This window comes from Methylobacterium sp. J-090, assembly GCF_022829345.1.
Taxonomy (GTDB): domain Bacteria; phylum Pseudomonadota; class Alphaproteobacteria; order Rhizobiales; family Beijerinckiaceae; genus Methylobacterium.
The window spans coordinates 20,005-43,209 of record NZ_JAKSXV010000065.1; the positions used below are offsets into that span (position 1 = coordinate 20,005).

30 protein-coding genes are annotated in these 23,205 nt (G+C 68.6%); 25 read left to right on the top strand and 5 right to left on the bottom strand.

Annotated features, from left to right (window positions below; all coding sequences use genetic code 11):
- Positions 1 to 93: 93 nt before the first annotated feature.
- From MKK49_RS09675 to MKK49_RS09710, 7 genes are all read left to right on the top strand, one after another.
- Complete coding sequence (locus tag MKK49_RS09675; protein WP_056180629.1) at positions 94 to 285, top strand: hypothetical protein; 192 nt, start codon at positions 94 to 96, stop codon at positions 283 to 285.
- Between the two features lie 54 nt (positions 286 to 339).
- Positions 340 to 1,203 carry a serine O-acetyltransferase gene (gene cysE / locus MKK49_RS09680; protein ID WP_244027992.1) on the top strand — a complete coding sequence of 288 codons (864 nt, stop codon included), beginning with the start codon at positions 340 to 342 and terminating at the stop codon, positions 1,201 to 1,203.
- Positions 1,204 to 1,578: 375 nt separating this feature from the next.
- Positions 1,579 to 2,970 carry a family 2B encapsulin nanocompartment shell protein gene (locus MKK49_RS09685; protein ID WP_244027995.1) on the top strand — a complete coding sequence of 464 codons (1,392 nt, stop codon included), beginning with the start codon at positions 1,579 to 1,581 and terminating at the stop codon, positions 2,968 to 2,970.
- The gene (locus MKK49_RS09690) at positions 2,957 to 5,053 is read left to right on the top strand and encodes a family 2A encapsulin nanocompartment cargo protein cysteine desulfurase (protein WP_244027996.1); all 2,097 of its coding nucleotides are present in this window, start codon (positions 2,957 to 2,959) and stop codon (positions 5,051 to 5,053) included. The genes MKK49_RS09685 and MKK49_RS09690 overlap by 14 nt, the downstream gene beginning before the upstream one ends.
- A gap of 441 nt (positions 5,054 to 5,494) precedes the next feature.
- On the top strand, positions 5,495 to 5,668 hold the full coding sequence (locus MKK49_RS09700) for a hypothetical protein (RefSeq protein ID WP_244028125.1): 174 nt from the start codon (positions 5,495 to 5,497) through the stop codon (positions 5,666 to 5,668).
- Between the two features lie 15 nt (positions 5,669 to 5,683).
- A complete protein-coding gene (locus tag MKK49_RS09705; protein WP_244027997.1) occupies positions 5,684 to 6,157 on the top strand; it encodes a hypothetical protein in 474 nt (157 codons plus the stop codon).
- A gap of 231 nt (positions 6,158 to 6,388) precedes the next feature.
- Positions 6,389 to 6,721, top strand: coding sequence for a response regulator receiver protein (locus MKK49_RS09710; RefSeq protein ID WP_244027998.1), 333 nt, complete (start codon positions 6,389 to 6,391; stop codon positions 6,719 to 6,721).
- A 172-nt stretch (positions 6,722 to 6,893) separates the two neighbouring features.
- Here MKK49_RS09710 and MKK49_RS09715 read toward each other — a convergent pair whose 3' ends face one another.
- Together MKK49_RS09715 and MKK49_RS09720 are read right to left on the bottom strand one after the other, a co-directional pair.
- Positions 6,894 to 7,520, bottom strand: a complete 627-nt coding sequence (locus MKK49_RS09715) for a hypothetical protein (protein ID WP_244027999.1) — start codon at positions 7,518 to 7,520, stop codon at positions 6,894 to 6,896.
- 79 nt (positions 7,521 to 7,599) lie between these two features.
- Entirely contained in the window at positions 7,600 to 8,103 is a 504-nt protein-coding gene (locus MKK49_RS09720) for a hypothetical protein (protein WP_244028001.1), read from the bottom strand.
- Between the two features lie 272 nt (positions 8,104 to 8,375).
- Between MKK49_RS09720 and MKK49_RS09725 the strand changes: the two genes are divergently transcribed.
- From MKK49_RS09725 to MKK49_RS09790, 14 genes are all read left to right on the top strand, one after another.
- Positions 8,376 to 8,603: a transcriptional regulator gene (locus MKK49_RS09725; protein ID WP_244028002.1), complete on the top strand. Its 228-nt coding sequence runs from the start codon at positions 8,376 to 8,378 to the stop codon at positions 8,601 to 8,603.
- Positions 8,603 to 8,965: a hypothetical protein gene (locus MKK49_RS09730; protein ID WP_244028003.1), complete on the top strand. Its 363-nt coding sequence runs from the start codon at positions 8,603 to 8,605 to the stop codon at positions 8,963 to 8,965. Before MKK49_RS09725 ends, MKK49_RS09730 begins: the two co-directional genes overlap by 1 nt.
- A 66-nt stretch (positions 8,966 to 9,031) precedes the next feature.
- Complete coding sequence (locus MKK49_RS09735; RefSeq protein WP_244028004.1) at positions 9,032 to 9,391, top strand: hypothetical protein; 360 nt, start codon at positions 9,032 to 9,034, stop codon at positions 9,389 to 9,391.
- A gap of 78 nt (positions 9,392 to 9,469) precedes the next feature.
- Entirely contained in the window at positions 9,470 to 9,829 is a 360-nt protein-coding gene (locus MKK49_RS09740) for a hypothetical protein (protein WP_244028005.1), read from the top strand.
- Positions 9,829 to 10,074 (top strand): hypothetical protein, encoded by a 246-nt coding sequence (locus MKK49_RS09745; RefSeq protein ID WP_244028006.1) that lies wholly within the window; start codon positions 9,829 to 9,831, stop codon positions 10,072 to 10,074. The genes MKK49_RS09740 and MKK49_RS09745 overlap by 1 nt, the downstream gene beginning before the upstream one ends.
- A complete protein-coding gene (locus MKK49_RS09750; RefSeq protein ID WP_244028007.1) occupies positions 10,067 to 10,444 on the top strand; it encodes a hypothetical protein in 378 nt (125 codons plus the stop codon). The genes MKK49_RS09745 and MKK49_RS09750 overlap by 8 nt, the downstream gene beginning before the upstream one ends.
- Positions 10,445 to 10,513: 69 nt before the next feature.
- Positions 10,514 to 11,599, top strand: coding sequence for a hypothetical protein (locus tag MKK49_RS09755; RefSeq protein ID WP_244028009.1), 1,086 nt, complete (start codon positions 10,514 to 10,516; stop codon positions 11,597 to 11,599).
- Positions 11,599 to 12,111: a hypothetical protein gene (locus MKK49_RS09760; protein WP_244028010.1), complete on the top strand. Its 513-nt coding sequence runs from the start codon at positions 11,599 to 11,601 to the stop codon at positions 12,109 to 12,111. The genes MKK49_RS09755 and MKK49_RS09760 overlap by 1 nt, the downstream gene beginning before the upstream one ends.
- Before the next feature lie 56 nt (positions 12,112 to 12,167).
- The gene (locus MKK49_RS09765) at positions 12,168 to 12,329 is read left to right on the top strand and encodes a hypothetical protein (RefSeq protein ID WP_244028011.1); all 162 of its coding nucleotides are present in this window, start codon (positions 12,168 to 12,170) and stop codon (positions 12,327 to 12,329) included.
- Entirely contained in the window at positions 12,326 to 12,541 is a 216-nt protein-coding gene (locus MKK49_RS09770; protein ID WP_244028012.1) for a hypothetical protein, read from the top strand. The genes MKK49_RS09765 and MKK49_RS09770 overlap by 4 nt, the downstream gene beginning before the upstream one ends.
- A 174-nt stretch (positions 12,542 to 12,715) precedes the next feature.
- Positions 12,716 to 13,297: a hypothetical protein gene (locus MKK49_RS09775; protein WP_244028013.1), complete on the top strand. Its 582-nt coding sequence runs from the start codon at positions 12,716 to 12,718 to the stop codon at positions 13,295 to 13,297.
- Between the two features lie 108 nt (positions 13,298 to 13,405).
- Positions 13,406 to 13,801: a hypothetical protein gene (locus tag MKK49_RS09780; protein ID WP_244028014.1), complete on the top strand. Its 396-nt coding sequence runs from the start codon at positions 13,406 to 13,408 to the stop codon at positions 13,799 to 13,801.
- 48 nt (positions 13,802 to 13,849) lie between these two features.
- On the top strand, positions 13,850 to 14,131 hold the full coding sequence (locus tag MKK49_RS09785; protein WP_244028016.1) for a hypothetical protein: 282 nt from the start codon (positions 13,850 to 13,852) through the stop codon (positions 14,129 to 14,131).
- 9 nt (positions 14,132 to 14,140) lie between these two features.
- Complete coding sequence (locus tag MKK49_RS09790) at positions 14,141 to 14,548, top strand: hypothetical protein (protein WP_244028018.1); 408 nt, start codon at positions 14,141 to 14,143, stop codon at positions 14,546 to 14,548.
- A gap of 282 nt (positions 14,549 to 14,830) precedes the next feature.
- Here MKK49_RS09790 and MKK49_RS09795 read toward each other — a convergent pair whose 3' ends face one another.
- From MKK49_RS09795 to MKK49_RS09805, 3 genes are all read right to left on the bottom strand, one after another.
- On the bottom strand, positions 14,831 to 15,439 hold the full coding sequence (locus MKK49_RS09795; protein WP_244028020.1) for a metallophosphoesterase family protein: 609 nt from the start codon (positions 15,437 to 15,439) through the stop codon (positions 14,831 to 14,833).
- Between the two features lie 660 nt (positions 15,440 to 16,099).
- Positions 16,100 to 17,677, bottom strand: a complete 1,578-nt coding sequence (locus tag MKK49_RS24640; protein ID WP_313899155.1) for an integrase family protein — start codon at positions 17,675 to 17,677, stop codon at positions 16,100 to 16,102.
- A gap of 335 nt (positions 17,678 to 18,012) precedes the next feature.
- The gene (locus tag MKK49_RS09805; protein ID WP_244028021.1) at positions 18,013 to 18,180 is read right to left on the bottom strand and encodes a hypothetical protein; all 168 of its coding nucleotides are present in this window, start codon (positions 18,178 to 18,180) and stop codon (positions 18,013 to 18,015) included.
- A 210-nt stretch (positions 18,181 to 18,390) separates the two neighbouring features.
- On the opposite strand from MKK49_RS09805, the gene poxB reads away from it, so the two are divergent.
- The 4 genes from poxB (at position 18,391) to MKK49_RS09825 (ending at position 23,115) form a co-directional block, all read left to right on the top strand.
- Positions 18,391 to 20,151: a ubiquinone-dependent pyruvate dehydrogenase gene (gene poxB, locus MKK49_RS09810; RefSeq protein WP_244028023.1), complete on the top strand. Its 1,761-nt coding sequence runs from the start codon at positions 18,391 to 18,393 to the stop codon at positions 20,149 to 20,151.
- Positions 20,152 to 20,225: 74 nt separating this feature from the next.
- Entirely contained in the window at positions 20,226 to 20,969 is a 744-nt protein-coding gene (locus MKK49_RS09815; RefSeq protein ID WP_244028025.1) for a (Fe-S)-binding protein, read from the top strand.
- On the top strand, positions 20,966 to 22,525 hold the full coding sequence (locus MKK49_RS09820; RefSeq protein ID WP_244028027.1) for a lactate utilization protein B: 1,560 nt from the start codon (positions 20,966 to 20,968) through the stop codon (positions 22,523 to 22,525). The genes MKK49_RS09815 and MKK49_RS09820 overlap by 4 nt, the downstream gene beginning before the upstream one ends.
- Positions 22,522 to 23,115 carry a lactate utilization protein C gene (locus MKK49_RS09825; protein WP_244028028.1) on the top strand — a complete coding sequence of 198 codons (594 nt, stop codon included), beginning with the start codon at positions 22,522 to 22,524 and terminating at the stop codon, positions 23,113 to 23,115. The genes MKK49_RS09820 and MKK49_RS09825 overlap by 4 nt, the downstream gene beginning before the upstream one ends.
- Positions 23,116 to 23,205: the final 90 nt, after the last annotated feature.

A 23,205-nucleotide genomic window follows, 5' to 3' on the forward strand; every position in this document is an offset into this window, starting at 1 on the left:
GCCCCGCATAGGTCCGTCCGCGGACCCCGGACCGCGCCACCGGCACCCCCTCGCCACCCTCCTCGAGCGACGACGTACAGACCGGAGAAAACGATGGTTCTCGGAGATCAGGTTGTGTTCGCCCGGCTCGACGTGGCCGATGCCCTCGGGATCTGGCGCCACGCCACCGGACGCATCGTCGACGTGCTGCCGGCTCGGGACGGGGCGCAGGTCGTGGACGTGCAGTTCGAGGGTCACGGGCTCCTCGTGGGCTACATCGCCGCTCTCTTCCAGCGCGTCGGTTGAGGCCGATGCCGCCGCGCGCCGCCCGGACTTCGCGATCCGCATGAGCCGATCCGCATGACCGCCGGCAGCCAGGCCTCGCGCGTTCCGAGCAACCTCCTGCGCCCGCCCCTGCGCAGCGTGAGCCAGACCACGGCCGGCTCCGACGTCTGGCGGGCGATGCGCGCCGAGGCTGAGGCGGCCCTCATCGAGGAGCCGCTCTATGCCGGCATCATCCAGGCGACGGTCCTCGACCAGCCGAGCCTGATCCATGCCTTCGCCTACCGCCTCGCTCATCGCCTCGGCGACGGCGATCTGGCGCGGCTCTCCACCCGCGACCTCTGCCTCTCGGCCTTCGAAGCCGACCCGCATGCGGGCGAACACGCGGTGCGCGACCTCGTGGCCATCCGCGAGCGCGACCCGACCTGCCGGCGCTACCTCGACCCCTTCCTGTTCTACAAGGGGCTCGCCGCCCTGGAGGGGTACCGGGTGGCGCACTGGCTCTGGCACCAGGGCCGGGCCACCCTGGCGCTGCACATCCAGAGCCGGATCTCGGAGGTGTTCGGCGCCGACATCCACCCGGCGGCGCGGATCGGCTCGGGCGTCTTCATCGACCACGCCACAGGCGTCGTCATCGGCGAGACCACGGTGATCGCCGACGACGTCTCGATCCTGCAATCGGTGACGCTGGGGGGCAACGGCAAGGAGAGTGGCGACCGCCACCCGAAGATCGCGCGCGGCGTGCTCCTCAGCGTCGGCGCCAAGGTGCTCGGCAACATCCGGGTCGGCGAGGGCGCGAAGGTGGCCGCCGCGGCGGTCGTGCTGCACGACGTGCCGGCCCACACCACCGTGGCGGGCGTGCCGGCCCGCGTCGTATCGCGCATCAGTGCGGCCGAGGACCCGGCCCAGACCATGGATCAGTTCTTCGGCGACGGGATCTGACAGGTGTGGGGGCCGGACGGCACGGATTTCCGGCGAGGTTGCGCCAACCGTTTCCCCGGACCCCTCATTTCCGATAGCAATTTTCTCCAATCGTACAGTAAAGCAGCATGCTTATTCGCGATTTATCATTCATAGGCTAATTAAGTCTCATAAGCATTCAAATATAGAATATCTTTTCGTTGACGCTCGATCACAGCCACGGTTAGAACCGCATCACATCCGGCGCTGTGCAAGTCATCATGCCGGGAACGACAGGATTTTGCGGTGTTCACCGCAGCGCTGTCTTCGAACGCGCAGTCGCTCGACTGTGCTCGCGCTGATCCATGGCCGGATGCGCACGGCATCACCCGACAATCCAGACGGAGACGACCAACCATGAGCGGACAGGGGCAGAGCGTGGGCGCATCCGCAGCACGCAATCTATCGACGGCGACCGTCACGTCAGTCCAGAACCTCGCCAACACCCCGCGCTGGCTCCTGCGGCTCCTGCCTTTCGTCAACGTCGATGGCGGCGTCTACCGCGTGAACCGGCGCGCCGTCGTGCTGGCCAAGCCCGGCCGCATCGCGTTCGCCGCCGCCGACAAGGCGCGCGCGATCAGCCCCGCTTCCTTGCGCGCCGTTCCGCCGTTCAGCCGGCTGGGCGATGCCGAACTCGCGGCCCTCGCCGACCGGTTCACCGAGAGCAAGCACAAAGCCGGCGAGACGATCTCGGACGGCGGCGCGGGCGACCGCAGCCTGACCATCGTCGCCGACGGCACCATCGAGCTGTCCCTGTCCGGCCCGTACCAGAACCGGCTGCGCTCGGGGCTCGCCACCCGCGGCGACTTCTTCGGCGACGACACCCTCACGGGCGACGGCCAGCCCGCTCCCGCCGTCAAGGCGCTCTCGGCCGTCACGCTGCTCACCCTCGACCGGGCGGCCCTGGACGACGACGCCGTCAAGAACCGCATCGCGCAGTATGTCGAGGAGCGCGACCGCCTGAGGGGTCACACCAACAGCCACGGCGAGCAGGGCATCGAACTGCTCGCGGTGCAGACCGGCGCGCCGCGCCTGCCCACCACCTTCGTGGATTACGAGATCGACCCGCGCGAGTACCACCTCTCCACGATCCAGACGATCCTCAACACCCACACCCGCGTCACCGACCTCTACTCCAACGAGATCGACCAGCTGCGCGAGCAGATCCGCCTCACGGTCGATGCCGTGAAGGAGCGGGAGGAGTGGGAGTTGCTCAACAATTCGGAGTTCGGCCTGCTGAACGAGGTCGGCGGACGCCAGCGCATCCCCACCCGTGGCGGCCCGCCCACCCCGGACGACCTCGACGAACTGCTGACGCTGGTGTGGAAGAAGCCCGCCTTCTTCGTGGCGCATCCCCGCGCCATCGCGGCCTTCGGCCGGGAAGCCACCCGCCGCGGCGTGCCCCCGGTGGTGATCCACCTGTTCGGCGCGCCCTTCATCACCTGGCGCGGCGTGCCGCTCGTGCCGAGCGACAAGCTGCCGATCGACACCGATCCGGTCTCTGGGGCGCAAACCACCTCGATCCTGCTCCTGCGCGTCGGCGAGGGCGAGCAGGGTGTGGTCGGCCTGCAGAAATCCGGCGTCACCGGCGAGATCGAGCCCGGCCTGTCGGTGCGCTACATGGGCACCAACGACCATTCCATCGCCTCGCACCTCGTGACCCGCTACTTCTCCGCCGCCGTGCTGGTGGAGGATGCCATCGCACGCCTCGATAACGTGCTCCTGGGCAACTACCATGACTACGCCTGAGGCCGGCGTCTTGGGATCGTCCGCCTTCGGCCTCCCCACGGGCGCGGCCGGCGACTCCGCCGGTTCCTTGGCGCATGCCGACCTCGTCGGGCGCCTCGCCCGCGAGATCTACGGACAGGGCCAGGCGGCGTCCGCGCCGTTGGCCCCTGCGCTGCCGGCCGCGCCGCAGGTTCCGCAGGAGCTGGAGAGCCTTCCCCAGGCCCCCGGGCGGCCATCGCTTCCGGGTGCCGCCATCGGCACGCCCTCGGGCACCCTGCCGTCGGGCCTCCAGCCCGACGGCAGGGCCCTCGGGGCGCGCAACGTCGGTGGCCCGAGCGTCGGGCTACCGGGCCTGACCGGGCCGTCGGCCGCCAACCCGTTCGGCGCCACGCCCGCGCCGGCGGGCGCCGGCTTCCTCGACACGGCGACGATCCCCTCGGTCCATCCCCTCGCCGATCCGTTATCGGCCCGGCACGGCCTGCCGGAATTCTTCGTGCCCACCGTGCCGGAAGTGGCCGCCTTCCTGCCCGGCGGCCGTGACCTGCACCGGACGATCGCGCAGGACCATCCGCGCGCGAACGCCTTCGCGCACGCGATCGCACCGAGCCTCGTGCCGGCCGATCCCTCGAAGCGCGGCGGCGACGTCTCCCAGGAAGACTTCGCCCAGGAAAACTTCCAGCGCACGGGGCGCCTCTCGGGCGAGCCCGCCCATCTGGCGCAGACGGGTGGCAATCCGGCATCCGCGTCGAGCGACTACTATTTCCTCTCGGATTCCACCCAGACGCAGTCCCGGCACGCCTCGAAGCCGCATGCTTCCCCGCGCGCCGAGCCTTCGCGACACGGCGGGCCGGCCCCGCGCGTGACCTCCTACGGGTCGAGCCCGGTGGCGGCGCCCTTCGATGTCGAGCGCGTCCGCAAGGACTTCCCGGCCCTCCACCAGAGCGTCAACGGGCACCCCCTGGTCTGGCTCGACAACGCGGCCACCACCCACAAGCCGCAGAGCGTCATCGACGCCACGTCCGAGTTCTACGCACGCCACAACTCGAACATTCACCGGGCCGCCCACACCCTGGCGGCGCGCTCCACCGACCTGTTCGAGGGCGGGCGCGAGAAGGTCCGGCGCTTCCTCAACGCGCCCTCCAAGGACGACATCGTCTTCCTGCGCGGTACCACGGAGGCGATCAACCTCGTGGCCAACACGTATGGCCGCGCCAACATCGGTCCGGGCGACGAGATCATCGTCAGCCAGATCGAGCACCACGCCAACATCGTGCCCTGGCAGCTCCTGACCCAGGCCACGGGCGCGACCCTGCGGGTGATCCCGGTGGACGACCGCGGCGAGATCATCTTCGAGCAGTTCGCCGCCCTGCTCTCGGGCCGCACCAAGATCGTCTCGGTGACTCACGTCGCGAACGCCCTCGGCACCATCAACCCGGTCCGGGAGATCATCGCGCTGTCCCACGCCTACGGCGTGCCGGTGCTGGTGGATGCGGCGCAGTCCTCGCCGCACATTCCGCTGGACGTGCAGACGCTCGATGCCGACTTCCTCGTCTTCTCCGGCCACAAGGTGTTCGGGCCGACGGGAATCGGCGCCCTCTACGGCAAGAAGCACCTCCTGGAGGCGATGCCGCCCTGGCAGGGCGGCGGCCACATGATCGAGGACGTCACCTTCGCGAAGACCGTCTACAAGGGTGCGCCGGAGAAGTTCGAGGCCGGCACGCCCGACATCGCCGGCGCGGTCGGCCTCGGCGCGGCCCTCGACTACCTGGAAGGGGTCGGCCTGCCCGGCATCGCCGCCTACGAGCACGACCTGCTGGACTACGCGCAGGCCGGCCTCGCCGACGTAAAGGGTTTGCGCCTGATCGGCACCGCCCGCCAGAAGGCGAGCGTGATGTCCTTCGTCATCGACGGGCACGAGAACGAGGCGGTGGCCCACCATCTCGACGCACGCGGCATCGCGGTGCGCTCGGGGCATCACTGCGCCCTTCCCGCCCTGCGCCGCTTCGGCGTCGACCAGTCGGTGCGGGCCTCGTTGGCCTTCTACAACACCCGCGCGGACGTGGACGCCTTCCTGAAGGCGCTGCACAGTCTTCCACGGCGATAGGACGAGGAGATCTCGCCTCGTCCGGGTTCCGAGAAGACCGGTCGTTGTGGTCCGCAATCCGACGGCCATTGCGGCCGCATCTACGACCGGGTTGGGTCGGCATCAGCCGGTCCGCTCCGTGACCGGGACAGGCGGGGAGTGAACGGTCCGCTTCCGCGCTGCCGTCGCCATAAGCAGATGGTGCTGCATCACACCGTTCGAGAGGAGTAGTCCATCGCTTCCAGGTCGGCGATGAGGCCCCGACCTTCCGGGTGCCAGCCGAGCGGGGCCCGCGTCAGCGCGTTCGACGCAGGTATGTCCGCGTCGGCAAACGCCGCAAGCTATCAAAAATGCTCGGCCGCCGCCTCGGGCGCCATGGTATGGTCGTCGCTCCTGCGGGACCTGGACTGCGAAAACCCGTACGTACTGGGCGACCTCGTCCGCGTCCAGGGTTCGTCAACCGTGGCGCGGGGATTCGTGGGCTTCTTCAGCCGTTCGTACACCTCGGATGCGGCTGACATCGCCTCGGCTGCCCTGCTGCCCCTCGTGTACGATGGCCAGCCCGCCCAGACCCAGAGGGGTACGTACAGCGCGCTGGTGGCCGACAACGCCGGCGACGTCGTCCAGGTCGCCTAGGAGGAACGATTCCAATTGTTCGATCCCGCCCCGGCCGGGTCGACGCCGGGCGCGCCGATCTCGGACGCCAACGGCAGCCCGATCCTCAAAGGTGGCCAGCTTCAATTCCCGTGGGGGCAATTGACGGTCTCCACCATCGAGCCGTTCCCCTTCGCCGTCGTGGGCAAGCCCGCCGTCAACGCGCTGCTCGTGCGCCGGATGGTGTCGCGCGTGGGCTTCATCGGGCCCAACCAGACCGGGTCGACCTCGTTCAACGGCAGCCAGGCCAAGTGTGGGACCGCCCCGGCGGCCGCGGTGACCCTGACGCTTGCCCTCAACGGCAACGCCATCGGCACCGTGGCATTCGCGGCCGGGAGCAAGGTCGCCACCTGCACCACGACCTCAGGAAACCCCGTCTACGTCGTCCCCGGGGACATCCTCACCCTGACGACAAGCGCCACGGCCGACGCCGCCTTCAGCGACCCAATCGGCTTCATCGCCATGCATTGAGGGAGTACGCACATCCGGGACTTCGCGTTACCAAACGCGGATTTCCCGTTACAGACTGAAGGAGTAACGGGGCGCTACAGCACATACGAACACGAGACCTGCAGGCCATCTCAAAAGTTGGGGGTCTGCGCACTCAGGGCCAGGGACTGCTTAATCACGGTGGGAATCGCAGCTGGACGACCGAATCGTGAGCTGGGATCGTCACTCCACGCCAGCCCGAGGAGATCCCCGATGAGCATCACGCCCCACAGCATCGTCACCCCGTTCGACCTCGGCGGCCAGGGTCTAGCCGGCGTCCTCCACAGGGCCACGCAGGACCGGATCGCCCTCCAGGCTCAGGCCGACGAGATCCAGGCCGAGCGCAACCAGACCGCCGTCCAGCGCGCCCTCCGCGTGATGGGCGTCCTGGGGCGTCTCGTGTTGGCCTACCGGGCCGAGATCACCGCGCACGAAGGCGAGGCCGCCCGCCTTCGTCGCGAGCTCGCGGCCATGCGCAGCCGGGCGCTGGAGGCCGAGGGCCGTCTCGTCCGGGCCCAAAAAGAGGGCCGTCTCCGGGCGGCATGAGGGCGTGCGCACGTAGCATTCGGTGCGCACATGTGATGCTTCCGTGTGTGCACAGGGGGTAGCACAAGCGAAAAATAGGGGGTGCGACAATAAATCTTGGGACGGCTTCGAGGCATGAAAAAAGGCCCGCTCCGGGAGGGGCGGGCCTTCGTGTTCCGGGGTGGTGGCGGTCTCAGGCGGCCCGGGATGCCCAGGGTGCTTGGTAGCCCGGCACGAGCTCGGGGGCGTCGGCGAGGTCGTCGAGGATCTCGCGGTCGCGGTCGTCCGGCGCGTCCGTGTCCGCCATCAGCAGCGCGGGCAGCGCAGGGTTCCGGACGTGGCAGGGGGCCAGCCCGCGGAACAAATGATCGCCCCTGATGTGTGCCGAGAGCCTGCGGGGAGGCGTCGTGGCGAGGCGCTGGCACTCGCCCAGCGTCAGCGCCCGCAGCCAGGACTCCGTCGTCTCGTCCAGCATCGACAGATCCGGCTCGGGGCGGGAAGTCACCCGGGCCCTGATGTACGACCGGGCGATCTCGCCGAAATCGGTGGCCGGGTCGTAGGGGGCCTCCGGCAGGAGCGGCATCGGGAATCCAGCGTCGTTGGCGGCCGCCGGGGCGGGGGCCTGCGCCGCGGTGGCGATCTGCGCACCGACGTCGGAGCCGTCCTCCAGGGCGGCCTCGATGCCGGCGCCGGCTCCGACGGGCGGGGCAAACGCGGACCGGACCGTCCGGAGAACCCATTTTCCGGATTCGAGGACGACCTGGAGGACGGTGGCCATGGCGGCCATCATGAGAGCGATGAGGCGTGCGATCTGGCGCATGATGTGTGGTGATCCTTCTCTTCGGGTGACGTCTTCCATTGTCCAGGCGCCTATGAATGGCACCAGGCGTACGTACGGATCAGGGCCGGATGCCGAGGGCGTAGACTTCCTCGTATGAGGCAGCCCTGTACCAAACTTGCCGGCCGGCCCGCTGCGTGCAGACGACGTACGCCCCATCCCAGTGCTCGTCCGGATACGTGTCGCCCACGATCCACTCATCGTCTGCGCGGTCGACGGCCAGCGTGAACCGGCGCGGCTTGCGGGGCAGGAACTTGATGCGCGCCTCGTAGCGGCGCCGGGCCGCCCCTTCCGGATCAAGGGCGTCCAGGGCGTCGCGGTACGTCGTTTTCACGAGCTCGCCGCCCACGAGGCGATGATGTGAGCCCCCGTGCAGCCGGTCGCGCTTGAACACGAATGATCCGTCCGCCGCGGAGACGTCGATCACTCGCCGCAGAAAGATCCTGTCCTCCGTCTCCGTCCGCGTCATCTCCAGCGTGGGAAACGGCGCGCCGACGTCCAGGCGTCCGCTCCTGACCGCGACCGGGAATAGCAGGACGTCGTTGGGCACTGTGAAGATGGGCATGCGCGATCCTTTGGCGACGCGCCCGAGGCCGAAGCCCAGGCAAGAATGAAACAAGCAATCCTTTAAAAGTCGAAGGATAGGCGAGCCGCCATCGGTCGAATCACCCGATGAAGAAAGTGACAAACTTCTTGTCACTTTTATAGTTGCCCACTTTGCAACTTTGCCACCTTGCAACGAATCGTGCCAGGCCCTAATTTTGCCGACAGGACGGGATCGCGACTTTGACGCGGCGTCGTTCGACTTCCAGGACATAGGTCGAGAGAGCCCTCCACATGCCGCAGCCGGCTGTCGCCGCGCCGATCACTGTCGTCAGCCGCGAGGACGTCGTCTCGCTGCTTCGGGACGCCGTCGCTCAATCGGGCGGCCAGCGCGCCTGGGCGGAAAGCGTCGGCGTCTCCCCCTCGGACGTCTCCTCCGTCCTATCGGGCAGGCGCGCCGCGGGCCGTGCGATCCTGGCGGCCCTCGGCATCACCACCGTTCTCGTAGCGAGGGCGTCCTGATGGTCGCTCCCCGCTCCTTCGTGGACGGCCTCGTCAGCCTCGATGCCGCACAGACCCGCCAGCGATTGAAGGAAGCCTTGATCGAGGCCCGCTCGAAGACCGGCGGTCGGGGCGGCGGCGCACTGGCCGAGGCGATCCGCGAGGTCGAATCCGGGCTGCTGCAGGCGGCGCATTGGGCCGTCGGCCGGATCGACGGCGCCCTCGTCGAGGCCCGGGCCGCCGCGTCCCGGCCGGAGACGCAGGAAGAGGCGTTTGCCGCCGTGGTGGCGGGCTTGGATGACGATGGCCCGACCCGCCCAGACGTCTCCGAATTCAACGCCGCCGTCCGTCGTGCCGAGGCACTCCCGCCGCCGGGCTGCTGAGATCCCCGTCGACGCGCCAGGCGAGTGTGGCCATCCAGATTTCCACCCACATCCCCCGAGGAAGTCATGAGCAAGCCCACACTGCGCGAGCAGGCCCTCTCTCACATCGCCGGCGAAGTCGCCGCCTCGGGCAAGCGCCCGGCCAGCGAGGTCGCAACTCGCATCCTGGAACGCCTTGAGCGGAAGGGCATCAATGTCATCCACTTTGCCCAAACGGATGCACTTCAGGCCCTGATCGGGCTCGATGCCGTTTTCGACCTCTCCGGTGACAAAGAAGAGATCGAGGATCTCGCGAAGCAGGTCGGGATCGAGGATGCCACCGGCCTGATCGCGGCCATCGCGAAGGTTCGCGAGATCCTCGACGGGCCGGGGATCGCCGAGATGGTCGCCTCCTACTACGCCGATCCCGAATCCGTCGCCGCCTGAGACATCCCCGTCGACGCGCCCGGCGGCAGGGTCGCCTCACCATCGCGAGCATCCCCCCAGACATAAGGAGTGCGCCCCGTGGGCGAGATCAGCCTCAACCTCGACGACAGCCTCGCCCTCGGGCCCCTCGATCCGGACGTGACGACCGGCATCGCCAAGCTCGGTGACGACTACGTCCGCGTCATCCACGTCGTGGCGGCGAACGCCTTCACCGTTCCCCTGACCCACGAGACGACCGCCGAGGATGCCCTGCGCCTCGCCGCGGCGATCATTGAGTGGGACACGGGCATGATGGAGGCGGCGGACGCGCCGTTCTCCTCCGATAGCCCGAAGCTCGCCACCCGGCAGACGATCCGCTCGTTCCTGCCCCGCATGCACCGGTGCGAGTTCCGCGACCTGTTCGTGGACACGTACGGCTACGCCGGGGAGCTCCGCTGATGCGCACCTTCCTCACCCTCGTCGCCGGCGGCCCCGGGAGGGTCGCCACCAGCGCGGCCGCCCTCGTGATTATCGCGTTCGTCGCCTCCGGGCACGGCATGGATCTCCTCGTGGCGACGTGGTTCGCGGGCCTCGCCTCGGCCGGGTTCGTCTTCCTGTTCGCAGTCCTGGCCATGGCCGGGGCATCCCTCGGCATCGACGGAGATTCCCGCGGACCCGCACCGAAGGAGGCCGATCATGGCTAAGCCCAGCAACATCTCCGACACGCGCTTCGACGGCGCCGCGATCTGGGCAGGATTGACCCCAGAGTATCAGGCCAAGATCGGGGCCTACGCCCTCGAAGCCGCAATCGCCCGCGGCATCTCCGAGCATGCCGGGGGCCCCGCAGAGCGCGCCGCCATTCAGGCGGTGACCGAGGCGCACGACATGCTGCAGGAGGCCGTGCTCGGCGACGGAGGCCTGAACGACCGCCAATGGATCGACGGCGGCGAGCGGTTCCGCATCCCCTCCGTCATCGGCCTGGTCTGCCAGTCCTGCGGCTGCTCGCATGACGACCCCTGCGAGGAGGGCTGCGGGTGGGCCACGGAGACGACCTGCACCGCCTGCGCCACCTGATCGTCCCGTCGTGCGCCAGGCGGCAGTGGCGCACCCCAAGGCCATCCCTTCAACAGACAGGAGCGCCCCGTGCGCAGAGATACCTCAGACTTCAGGACCGAGTTCACCGTCCCCGAGACTGGCAACTCCACGGACCGGGAATATGTCGTGCGCGTTGGCTGGCCCGAGTTCTACTCTAAAGCCATCCTCATGCCTGAGGGCTCCGACGTCGCAACGGTGACCAAGGCAGCGAAGGAAGCCGTTGGTGATTGCCGGTGGGCGAGGGACAGAGGGTGTTGGCCTGCCTTCAGTTGGGAGGAAGACCGGTTTCTGGCCCCTAACGAGCCGGCACCCCAAACCTTCATCGTCGGCCCGAGCCAGGCCCTGATCGAGAGGCAGGGCGGCACGGTCGGATACCACGCCGCGCAGGAGGCGATGCGCAAGTCCAATGCCAGCGCGGCGGAGGTCGCCGCCGCGCTTGGCAGGGGGTCCCCTGATGGTTCCCAGGGCAACATCTGGACCCTGTTCGACGCTCGGCAGCGCGCCCTGCGCCAGGGTGCGATCCACGTCCTCGACGAGGCCAGCGAGCGCAAGCTTCAGGACCTCCTCGCCGGCAAGTCGGTGCCAACCGGGCGCATCGTCGAGGTGACCCAACGCATGCCGGATGGCAGCATCCGGACGCAGCGCCACGCCGAGTTCGGGCAGATCGACAAGGTGTCCTACAGCCCGACGCCCGTCATAGGCAGCGAGATCCTGGGTGCCACGGTCCTCTCGGCGAACGAAAGGGTTGACCTCAGGGCGGGTGGTACCGTCGAGGGCGCGACGTACGAGCTTACCCCCGAGGGCGCCGCCGTTATCGAGGCCTTCGTCCAGTCAGTCCCCCTGACGCAGGAGGCCGTCTCGGCGGGCGGAGACGCGCTTGAGCGTCAGTTCGATGCCGACCCGGATCGATACCTCCGCGCAGTCCCCGGCCTCTCGAAGAGGGATGTCGTCGCCAGCTTCGAGGAGCCCCTCGATGCCGCCCCCGATCCGGTCGAGGACCTGCAGGCCCAGGCAGTGCGCCGCGTCATCGAAGCGAATCGCCTGCTCGGGCAGGCGGTCGCCGTCCTCGGGCCCGCGGCGGTCGACTTGATGATGCATCACCTTGCGGCCCCCGACTTGGAGGAGGCCGCCTGATGCGCGAGCTACTCATCTCGGATGCCCGGGCGCTGGAGACGCAGGGCCTGGAGATCGCCACCCCGCTCGTGGACCTGCTCCACGAGCGGCAGGCCACCGGCCTCGTGGCGTTCGTCGGCACCCGGGCCGGCGTCGGCCGCCCTCGGCTCGCCGCCCGCAGCGGGAGCAACGCGATGGCCCTGCGCATGTGGGCCGAGGGCTACGTCGGATTCCTGAACGGCATGCGGGATCTCAGGGAGCCGTTCGGCGACGGGACGGTGGTCCTCTTCGGCGTCGAGCACGACGGCACCGCCCGGTGCGTCACGTACTCCCGGCGGCGGGAGGATTGCGCCCGGATGTCGGGATGGGCCGACCGTGCCCTGTTCCCACACCTGTCCCGCATCCCTTGGGCGACGTCCCTGGGATACGGCAACGGGGGCATCCCGGCGCGTCTTACCGATGCCGAGATCGACGAGGCCTGCTCGCTGCTGTCGCCCGCGCAACAGGCCGCGTGGCTCCCCGGGAGGGCCTGATGCCGAGGAACCCTGGGGGCGGTTACGCCATCGTATGCCGGTCTACGAACGAGATCGTGAGCCGGCACCGGAGCCTCGACTTCGCCCGGGCCGCCTGGCGGAAGCGGGCGTACCCCGGTGGGAACACTACGCGCGCCCTCACGCCGTGGGCGCGCCGGCACTTCATCATCGGCCTCGCCCAGGCCCTGGCGAGGGCACCGCAGGAAGACGCAGCATGATCGTACCCTTCATCCCCCGCCGCCTTCCACCCGTCGTCAGGGGAGCGTGTCGGGTCGTCCATGACGTGGCGCCCCTCCCGGATGCCGGACGGCCGGCGGGGGACCGCACGCTCCGGGAGGTCCTCATCGAGCAGGCCCGGGCACTGGCGGCGTCCGTGGAGGCGGAGGCCCCCGGCCTGATGGAAAGCGTGCGAAATCGAGCGGCCGGTTAGGCATCTGTAAAGCATAAGTGAAGATCGCGTTTCGGCTCTACAGAGCGGGGACGCAAAAAAGAGGGTTAATTCTCGTTAATAATGGAGCCCTTTTCGACTTCACATTCTTCGGATGTCCGGGCTTCCTCCTGCGCATGCGGCCGACACGCCGCCCCCACACGCATCGAGAGCAACATGGCCAAGACCAAGTCTAAGTCCAAGACCAAGCAACAGATCGCGCATCCCAGCACCCCCGAATTGACGGAGGACATCCGGCTTGAGAACTTCCTGAAAGAGGTGGATCTCAACGAGCTCAGCGAGCCGCCCGAGCCCTGCAGTCCCTTTCAGTGCTCGCCCAACGAAGTGGCGGAGGTCAAGTTGTGGAACGCGGGCCTGGCGAGAATCGACGCCCAACGGAGCCTCCCGACAATCGCTCTGCAGGCGGAGTACATGGCCTCGATCATCGAGAAGGCGCCGTACGTCCTGGCTCTCGTGGCAAGGCAGGATGAGTGGACCTTTTTCTGGGTGAAGGGGTTCGATAAGGCCGTCGGCTTCGGGGGGGATGAGCAAGCGATCATCGACGGGGAGGCGATCGCTTTCAGCATGCCGAGCCGGGATTGGGCCGAGTTCCTGATGGTCGGCTACGGTGACTGCGAAGCGTCGCATCAACACCGCGACAAGGCGATCTGGGACGATGGCGAGGGGGCCGTGCAGGGGGCGCGCGAATTCGTGACGCTGAAGGCAACTGAGGGCTTCCACGGCCATCAGCCTTCATAGGGCAGCTAGTCTAGCCAAATCCGGCCGGCGGGCATTGTGCCATGCCGGCCGAGGGGTATCATCGGAGATGAGCAGGTTCCGCCGCTCAGCCACAGGGAAACCTCCGCCATGACCAAGATCAGCCATCCCGTCCGTCGCCTCACCCGAATCGAGCGCGAGGACATCGCCGACCGGATGTGGGCCACCAGGGGCATCGAGCCCTCGCTCTACTATCTCAGCGACGCCTACGGGAACGACGACTTCGACCTCGTCGTGTCGGCCCACACCGCCAAGGAAGCGCGCCACGCCTGGGAGCGGTGGATGCTCCAGGGCAAGATGGAGGGCAAGATCACGCTGTCCGTCGTCCAGATGCCGAGCCCGAAGGCCATCGCCACAAAGGCCACGCGCAAGCACAACCGGAATACGTTCGAGCCCGGCGCCCTGGGTGCCTTCCGCGTCGTCGTGGATCTGGATGCCCTGCGATTCGAAGACCAGTACGACGCCGCTCCCGCCCCCACCTTCTGATCACCAACCACGGGCCGGTTCCGCCGCCCGCACGATAGGGAAACCTCGATGACCACCACCATTTCTGCCCTCACCATCCGCCGCGCCCAGGCCGAGGCCGCCGTCGCCGAGGCGAAGGTCGCCGCCCGGGCCGTCCTCGACTTCGCTCCGGGGCCCGACACCAAGGCCGTCGCCGCGGCCCGGCTCGCCGCCACCCACGCCGCCCGCCTCGCGCTGGCGATGATCGAGACGTGGGCCGAGGAGGAGCGCGACCGCGCCGAGGCCGCCCTGTACGAGGAGCGCGACGCCACCGACGCGGACTGCCGCGCCATTCTCGCCTTCGAGTTCTGAGGGACCGCCATGCCCAGCCCACTCGACATGCTGTTCCACAACATGAGGGCAAGCCTCGGCCTGCCCTCGTACGTCCCCCCGACCGATGAAGAGAAGGGAGAAACCGCCCGGGCCGAGGCCGCCCGGATCGAAGGCCTCCGCCTGGAGCGTGAGGCCTTCCTCGCCGCGGCCCCGCGCTACGCCCTAGGGGATGGCGGATTCGCGCGGTCCGAGCGCCTGATGGGCCGGTGCGCGAACGGCAACGAAGCGGACCGTGGGCGGGTGTTCCACGTCGTCGCCGAGGGCCCGGACGGTAAGGCGCTCTGCGGCGTGAAGGAAGGCACCCGCTCGGTCGGGTGGACCGGCCCGAGCGAGGAGCCGGCCTCGTGCCCGAAGTGTCTCGCTCGCCTCACCAAGCTCGGCGGCACCCAATGCTGACCGCGGATCTCCTACGCCAAGCCGGTGAGGCCCTGTACGGCTCGGAGGAGTGGCGGCACTCGATGGCGAGGCTCCTCGGCGAGCATCATCCCGAGGGCCCTCGCGAATCCGTCGACCCCCGGCGTGTCGCGCGGTGGGCCACCGGGCAACGCGAGATCCCGCCCTGGGTGGGGCCGCTCCTCGCCCGGCTCCTCCGGGAGCGGGCCGCGGACGCCTCCCAGATCGCCCGGGACATCGAGGGCACATAAAAAGAGGGCTCCGGAGCGATCCGGGGCCCTCTCTTCATTCGGCGACGTCGTCCTCGGCCTCTCGGTCCGCCGCCCGGAGGCGCTCCTCCGGCAAGTCCGTGGTCGCCTCCATCCGCGCGATGACGTCCTCGACCCGCGCCGGGGCGTAGCCCCAGACATCGACCCCGACGTCACAGGACTGGGACGTCCCCGGCAGAGAGCCGTGCGTGTGCCCGTGGACGTGGAGGACGCCACGGAAACTGCCCGGCCAGGCGCGCATCGGGTAGTGGTCGCAGACGATGCGGCGACCGCCGGCGTGGACGGTCAGCCTCTCCTGCACGCTTTCCCAGGGCAGCGACGTCACCCGCGGCCGGTCATGATTTCCGATCACGAGATGCTTCTTGCCTCGGAGCGATCCGAAGATCGCCGCGGTGCGCTCGGGGGTGTGGCCCCACTCGAAGTCGCCGGCATGGATGACCGTGTCGCCGGGGCGGACGACGGAGTTCCACGCCTCGATGAGCATGCGATCCATCTCCGCGACGTCGCGGAAGGGACGCTGGGACTGTCCGATGGAACCGCCGTGGCCAAAATGGTGGTCAGCGGTCAGCCACAGGGTCCCCTTGGGGGGGGTCAGATTGATGTGGTGGGTCTGATTGGTCTTCATCTGGGCAGCCTCCATGATGGGGCTGCGCACGCGGCGTCACGCCCCCGGGGATAGGATCTCGTTGTTGGGGGGCGCTATTCGGCGTTTCATCGGTGCCTCTCGGGCCTCGGGAATCAGCAGGATCGCAGCTCACGATTCACACGGTCAAGGTGACCCTGGGCCTGTCGTGGGGTCGTGGTGAAGGAATCCCTAATCATCGGTCCGGCGGCCGCCCGTGCCGGAGGTCCTCGAACGCAGCCCGACACCAGGGGATGTACTGGCTCGGCCCACGCTTCCCCCACGCCTTCGGCCTCGGGCAGCCCGCGGTGATCAGCCTGATCACGGTGTCGAGGCTGGCCCCGGGCCCGAGGCGGGCGATCATCCGCTCGATGCAGTAATCCCCCCGCCGGTGGGGGCACCAGGCGCAGGTCACGCGCACCCGGCGGTAGGGGAAATCCCGGAGGGTCCGGGGTTCGCGCATCCCGTCCTTGCCCCCGTGAACCGTTCCGTATGTTCCCTATCTGTTCTCAAGGATGGAGGGGTCAATGCTCGGATACGATGACGTCGCGGCCGCGGCCGCCGGAGAGGAACGGGACGCCCTGTGGCGGTCCCTCGCCGAGGACATGGAGGCGTCGCGCCGGCGTCCGAGGGAGGTGGCGGCCCGGCTGGGTCGCGACCGGGTCAGGCCTGCTTCGATGCCCGGGCGCGCTGCTTCGTCGTCTGGCCCTCGGCCCACATCCGCGCGTTGATCCCCTTAATCCGGACCTTCTCCTTCTCCAAGTCCGTGCCCTTCCTCAGGGCCCGCAGCCGGACGAGCTCCGCCTTTAGCTCCCGCGGGGGGAGAAGGACGGCGGCCGCCGCGGCCGGCTTGAGGAGCTCCTCCCACCGGGCCATCACGGGCTGCTTGAACACGAGCAGGTCCGCCTCGGTGTAGCGCCTCGTCATGCGGTTCTCGTCTTGGGTCGAATCCGAGCCCTTGCTGGCGTGGTCGAGGATGTAGCCCACGAACGCCAGGTGGATGCCGGAATTGGCGAGCGCCGAGGAGAAGCACCGGCGCATGGCATGCGGCGTCATATCGGCGCCGGGGATGACGGGGACACCATGGGTGATGGTGTCCTTGCCTACGTGGCCGGTCTTCGTCGGCTGGCCGCGGCGGCGCTGCCGGCGGCTCGGGAACATCCACTCCGTGTCGGGCGCGTACTCGTCGAGCCAGGTCAGATGGGCCTGCATCCGGGTCCACGCCGTCGGGGGCAGCGGGATCGTGTGCGGCATGCCGGAGGCCTTGGCGCCCGGCGTCTTCCGGTGCCCGCAGCGCCACAGGCCCCAGCCGGGATGCAGCGGCCACGGCTCGAACTCCTCGCGGCGGGCCCGGACGATGGCAAGCCGGCGCTGCGACGTCCACGCGAGGAGCTCGATGGCGGTCCCGAGGACCGGCTTCAGCACGCCGCTCCGGCACGTGGCCACGACGATGCCGAGGCGGTCGAGATCCGGGAAGGTTTGTCTCGCCTTCACGTTGCCGAGGCGCGGCGCCTTGAGCCGGTCTAGGACGCCCGGTGCGACGCCGGATTCCACTTCCTGATCGGGTTGGGCCAGCCATCCGAACAGCCGCTTCCCGACCCGGACGACGTCGTTGCCCTGGCTCCGCTTCCCGGCCGCCACTAGGGCCTTCACGACCTTGGCGACGTCGGCGGCTGTGATCCGGGCAACCGGTAGGTCGTCGAGCGTGCGCATCGAGGGCGAGCCTACGATGCCGAGGTAGTTCGTCACCGTCTCCTCGACGAGGTGCCCGGCGGCGCACTCGGCCCTGAGGTGCTGGCCCCATTCCTCGCGGGCCCTGCGATAGGTCCAGGTCCTGGCCCGCTCCTGGCGTGCCATCGCCGGGGGGCCCTTCGGCTCCGGATCGAGGGCCCGGTCCTCGGGGCGCGCCTCCTTCATCCGCTCGGACCAGACGTGGTGATCCCGCTGGGCCTTGATCCAGTAGGGGTCGGGGACGCCATGGTTCGACGTGACGTGCCAGCGGATCTGCGCCCCGGTCAGCCGGGCCCATGCCAGGGGCCACAGGTCGACGGGCCCGATGGTGATGCGCCGATCCTTGCCCTCGTGCTGCAGCCGGAACTGCCAGACGCATCCCGTCGGCTGGACCCGCAGGACGAGGCCCCTGCAGCCGGTGTCGTTGATCTCCCGCCTCACCCCGGCCGCGGCATCCCGCTTGGCCTTCTCGATGGTGGTCTGGCGGATGTCGATGCGCTCGCTGGCCACGGGCCCCTCCGGTCGTCCGAGCTAGGACGACGCTAGGACGACGCTAGGACGACTTCAGAGAACCGAACAAGAATCTGATGCGCAACGGTTTTTGCCCGAAACGGTTAAGAGGCTCCTGGAAGTAAACCGGCTCTAACTACGTTTTAGGGTGCCAGGACAGGCAGTTGGCGGTCCGGCATCGGCGGCGTTTCCCCTGTGGAGAGGGCGCGGAACAGGCCGGGAACGGGGAATAGAGCGCTCGCCTTCTAAGCGGCAGGTCGTTGGTTCGAGCCCAACCGGGGTCGCCAGCCATTCGTCCACCGGTCGCTGCCTCGGCGGGCCTCGTCCGCGCCGGCCTACAGCAGTGTCAGGCTCGCGAGCGGGAACCAGCCTTCGTGGCGCTCGCCATCGACATCGCCGTCCGCGAACCAGCTGCACAGGGCCAGTTCCCCCTCGATCCGTTCGACGGTCAGCGTCGCCTCGTTGTCGTCGGACGCGACGTAGTCACCGGCCTTGATGCTCACGGATGCCGCCTCGTAGGGGGTCTGTCTGGGAGGATGCGTGTCCGCCGCGGAACGCGCGCCCGGCAAAGACCGCCCCCCGGTCCGTCCACCACGATAGCATCGTGGAACACCGGTGCAACGACCCGAGCGGCGGCCCGCTCCGAAGGACGGGCAGGCGCGGAACACGGGGGACGGTCGGACGGTTCGGACCACCAAAGAAGGATTCCCCTCATGAAGACCGTCACCGTCGCGGACCTCATCGTCGAGACCCTGGAGCAGGCCGGGGTCCAGCGCATCTATGGCCTCGTCGGCGACAGCCTGAACGCCCTGACCGAGTCGCTCAGGGCACGCGAGACCATCGACTGGGTGCATGTGCGCCACGAGGAAGTCGCCGCCTTCGCCGCCGGGGCGGAGAGCCAGATCACCGGAGATCTGGCGGTCTGCGCGGGGTCCTGCGGACCAGGCAACCTCCACCTCATCAACGGCCTGTTCGATTGCCACCGCTCGCGCACGCCGGTGCTGGCCATCGCGGCCCATATCCCGTCCGCCGAGATCGGCTCCGGATACTTCCAGGAGACGCACCCCGAGAACCTGTTCCGCGAATGCAGCCATTACTGCGAGATGGTCTCGGATCCCTCGCAACTGCCGCAGGTGCTGGAGAACGCCATGCGGGCGGCCATCGGCCTCTCCGGCGTCGCCGTCGTGGTCATCCCGGGCGATGTCGCCCTGAAGGACGCGCCGGAGCGGGGCATCGCGCCGAATCCCGGCCTGATCCCGCGAAAGCCGATGGTGCGCCCCGCCACCCGCGAGCTCGACGCGCTCGCCGACCTCCTCAACGGATCGAGCCGCGTGACCCTGTTGTGCGGGCGCGGCTGCGCCGGAGCGCATGCCGAGCTGCTGCAGCTCGCCGAGGCCCTGAAAAGCCCCATCGTCCACGCGCTCGGCGGCAAGGAGTTCGTCGAGTACGACAACCCCTACGATGTCGGCATGACGGGGCTCATCGGCTTCGCGTCGGGCTACGCGGCGATCATGGGCTGCGACACCCTGCTGATGCTCGGCACCGACTTTCCCTACCGGCAGTTCTACCCGACGGACGCGAAGATCGCCCAGGTGGATCTCCGCCCCGAGCAGCTCGGCCGGCGATGCAAGCTCGATCTCGGCCTCGTCGGCGACGTGAAGGACACGATCGCGGCGCTGATGCCGAAACTCACGCCGAAGGACGACCGCAAGCATCTCGACGCCGCGCTCAAGCACTACGCCAAGGCCCGCGAGGACCTCGACGACCTCGCCACAGGCGCTCCGAAGAAGGGCTGGTTCGGCCTGAAATCCGAAAAGAGTCCGATCCATCCGCAATATCTCACCAAGCTCCTGAGCGAGGCGGCATCCGAGGACGCGATCTTCACGGCCGATGTCGGTACGCCGACGATCTGGGCCGCGCGCTACCTCAGGATGAACGGCAAGCGCCGGCTGCTCGGCTCGTGGGTCCACGGCTCCATGGCCAACGCCATGGCGCAGGGCATCGGCGCGCAGGCGGCCCAGCCGGGGCGCCAGGTGGTCTCGCTCTCGGGCGACGGCGGCTTCACCATGCTGATGGGTGACCTGCTGACGCTGCGCCAGGAGAAGCTGCCCCTGAAGGTGGTGGTGTTCAACAACGGCACGCTCGGCTTCGTCGAAATGGAGATGAAGGCCGCCGGCTACATCGAGACGGGGGTCGCCCTCGACAACCCGGACTTCGCCGCCATGGCCCGGGGCGCCGGCCTCCACGCCGTGCGGGTCGAGCACCCCGCCGAACTGGAGGGCGCCATCCGCGAGGTGCTGGCCCATGACGGGCCGGCCCTCCTCGACGTGGTGGTCGCCCGCCAGGAACTGTCGATGCCGCCGAAGATCGACGGCCAGCAGGTCAAGGGGTTCAGCCTTTACGTGATGCGCGCCGTCATGAGCGGGCGCGGGGATTCGGTCCTCGACCTCGCCAAGACGAACCTGCTTCGCTAAACCGGGGACGTCGTTTCGAATGTTTCCAGGGTGGGCGGCGTCCCGGTGCCGCCCGCGAAAAGAAGAAAAACGCCATGCGCATCGGACTGTTCGTGCCGTGCTACGTCGATGCCTTCGAGCCGGAGGTGGGCATCGCCACCCTCGAGCTGCTCGAACGCTTCGGCCTCGACGTCCATTACCCGTTCGACCAGACCTGCTGCGGCCAGCCGATGACCAACACCGGCTGCCACGCCGAGGCCGCCGCCACCGAGGCCCTGTTCGTCAGGAACTTTTCCGGGTTCGACTACGTCGTCACGCCGTCGGGCTCGTGCGCGCATCAGGTCCGCGAGCACCTCACGGCGATCCCGCAGACGGACGACGTGAAGGCCGTGCGGTCGAAGACCTTCGAACTCGTTGAATTCCTCCACGACATCCTGAAGGTCGAGGAATTCCCCTGGGCTTCGTTCCCGCACAAGGTCGGCTACCACTCGAACTGCAACGCCCTGCGCGGCATCCACCACGCCCGACCGTCGGAACTGAACAAACCCTACTATTCCAAGCCCCTCGACCTCCTCAGCAAGGTCAAGGGCATCGAGATCGTCACGCCGAGCCGCCCCGACGAGTGCTGCGGCTTCGGCGGCACCTTCTCGGTGTTCGAGCCGGCCGTGTCGGCCAAGATGGGCTACGACAAGGTGACCGATCACGCCCAGGCCGGTGCCGAATACGTCGTCTCGGCCGATTCCTCCTGCATGATGCACCAGAAGGGCTGCGCCGCCCGCCTCGGCACGCCGCTCAAGTTCATCCACATCGCCCGCATCCTCAACGGAGCCGCCGCATGAGCATCGAGGATCAGGGACTGCGCGAGACGGCCCCCGAGAGCGACCACGGCCAGGACGGCCGCCGCCTCCAGCACGCCGAGGCCGCGACGAAGCCGGTTGCGGTGAAAACTTCGGCGGTGAAGATCGCCCGCGAGCCGCAGCCGCGCGGCGCCAAGATCCGCGGCGACCGGCCCATCGACCAAGCCGAGGCCGCCGAGCGCTTCCTCGCGGCGCCCCTGCACCAGAAGGCGCACGACGCCCGCCTGTGGGACCTGCGGGGCAAGCGCGACGTCGCCGCCTTCGGCATTCCCGAATGGGAGGAACTGCGCGAGCTCGCCTCCCAGATCAAGACCCACACCCTGGCGAACCTCGACCGCTACCTCGAGGAGTTCGAGGCGAACGCGAAGGCCAACGGCGTCCACGTCCACTGGGCGGCGGACGGGGCCGACCACAATCGCATCGTCCACGGGATCCTGAAGGATCACGGCGCCAAAACGCTGATCAAGTCGAAGTCGATGCTCACGGAGGAGTGCGGCTTTCGCCACTACATGGCCGGCACCGGCATCGAGGTCATCGAGACGGATCTCGGCGAGCGCATCCAGCAGCTCGACAACGAGGAGCCGAGCCACGTGGTGGTACCGGCGGTGCACAAGACCCGGTTCGACGTGGCGGAGGTGTTCGCCCGCACCATGGGCACCGACCCCGAGAACGACGACGCTCACTATCTGGCCGAGAGCCAGCGCATGCACACCCGCCCCCTCATCCTGGACGCGGATGCGGGGATGACCGGCTGCAACTTCGCCATCGCGGAGACCGGCACCGTCGTCACCTGCACCAACGAGGGCAATGCCGATCTGTCGGGCAACGTGCCCAAGCTCCAGATCCATTCCATCGGCATCGAGAAGCTCATCCCCCGGATCGAGCATCTCGGGGTGTTCATCCGCCTGCTGTCGCGCTCGGCGCTGGGCTCGCCGATCACCCAGTACACCTCGCACTTCCGGGGACCGCGCGCCGGCACCGAGATGCACATGGTGCTCGTCGACAACGGCCGCTCCGAACGCCTCGGCATGGCGGAATTCTGGACCTCGCTCAAATGCATCCGCTGCGGCGCCTGCATGAACACCTGCCCGGTCTACCGGCGTTCCGGCGGTCTCTCCTACGGCGCGACCTATTCGGGACCGATCGGGCTCATCATCGATCCGACCTTCAACAAGCGGAAGTATTCGACCCTGCCGTTCTCCTCGACCATGAACGGCTCGTGCACCAACGTCTGCCCGGTGAAGATCAACATCCACGAGCAGATCTTTGCCTGGCGCAAGGTGCTGGCCGAGGAGCACCAGATCCCGCTCCTGAAGCAGGGGATGATGAAGGCGGCGGGCCAGGTGCTGAGCCGTCCGGCCGCCTACCGCGCCGCCATCGGGGCGGCCGATTCCGCCCTCAGGGCCCTGCCGCGCTTTGCCGTCTACAATCCCCTCAACACCTGGGGGAAGGGCCGCGAGATGCCCGAGACCCCGCGCCAGAGCTTCCACAGCTGGTACAAGCAGAACCGCATGACCAAGCAGGACGGCGCCAAATGAGCGCCCGTGACGACACCCTCGCGCGCATCCGGACGAACCGCCCGGCCGGCGACCATCCCCTGCCGGAGGTGCCGCTCTTCACCCCCCTCGTCGGCGACGACCACGTGGCGGAGTTCGGCGAGCGCCTGAAGCGCATGGGCGGCCAGATCGCCGCCCCGGTTCCCGGCGGGGACCCGTTCGCCGCCGTGCGCGAGCGCCTCGACACGGCGACCGTCATCGCCTCCGCCGTGCCGGAGATCGCTGGCAACCGCGATCTCGGAGCGGTCGCCCGCCCGCAGGACCTCGCCGACGTGGATGTGGCCATCGTGCGCGCGGTGTTCGGCGTGGCGGAGACCGGCTCGGTGCTGTTCACGCAGGCCGAGTTGACGGTGAACGCCGTGGCCTACCTCGCCCAGCATCTCGTGGTGCTGCTCGATCCGGACGACATCCTGGTCAACATCCAGGCGGCCTATCGCCGGCCGGATTTCGGCCGTGCCGCCTACGCCGTGCTCCACACCGGCCCCTCGGCCACGGCCGACATTGAGGGCGTGCTGATCCACGGAGCGCAGGGCGTACGCTCCCTGACGGTGATCCTGCTGCCGCGATCCTGAGCCGTCCGCGCCGTCCCGCATGGGGAGGGCAGGGGGGTGGATAGCGCAAAGCCTTCGGGGCGAGAAGGCGTAATCCTTGCTAGCTTTCGC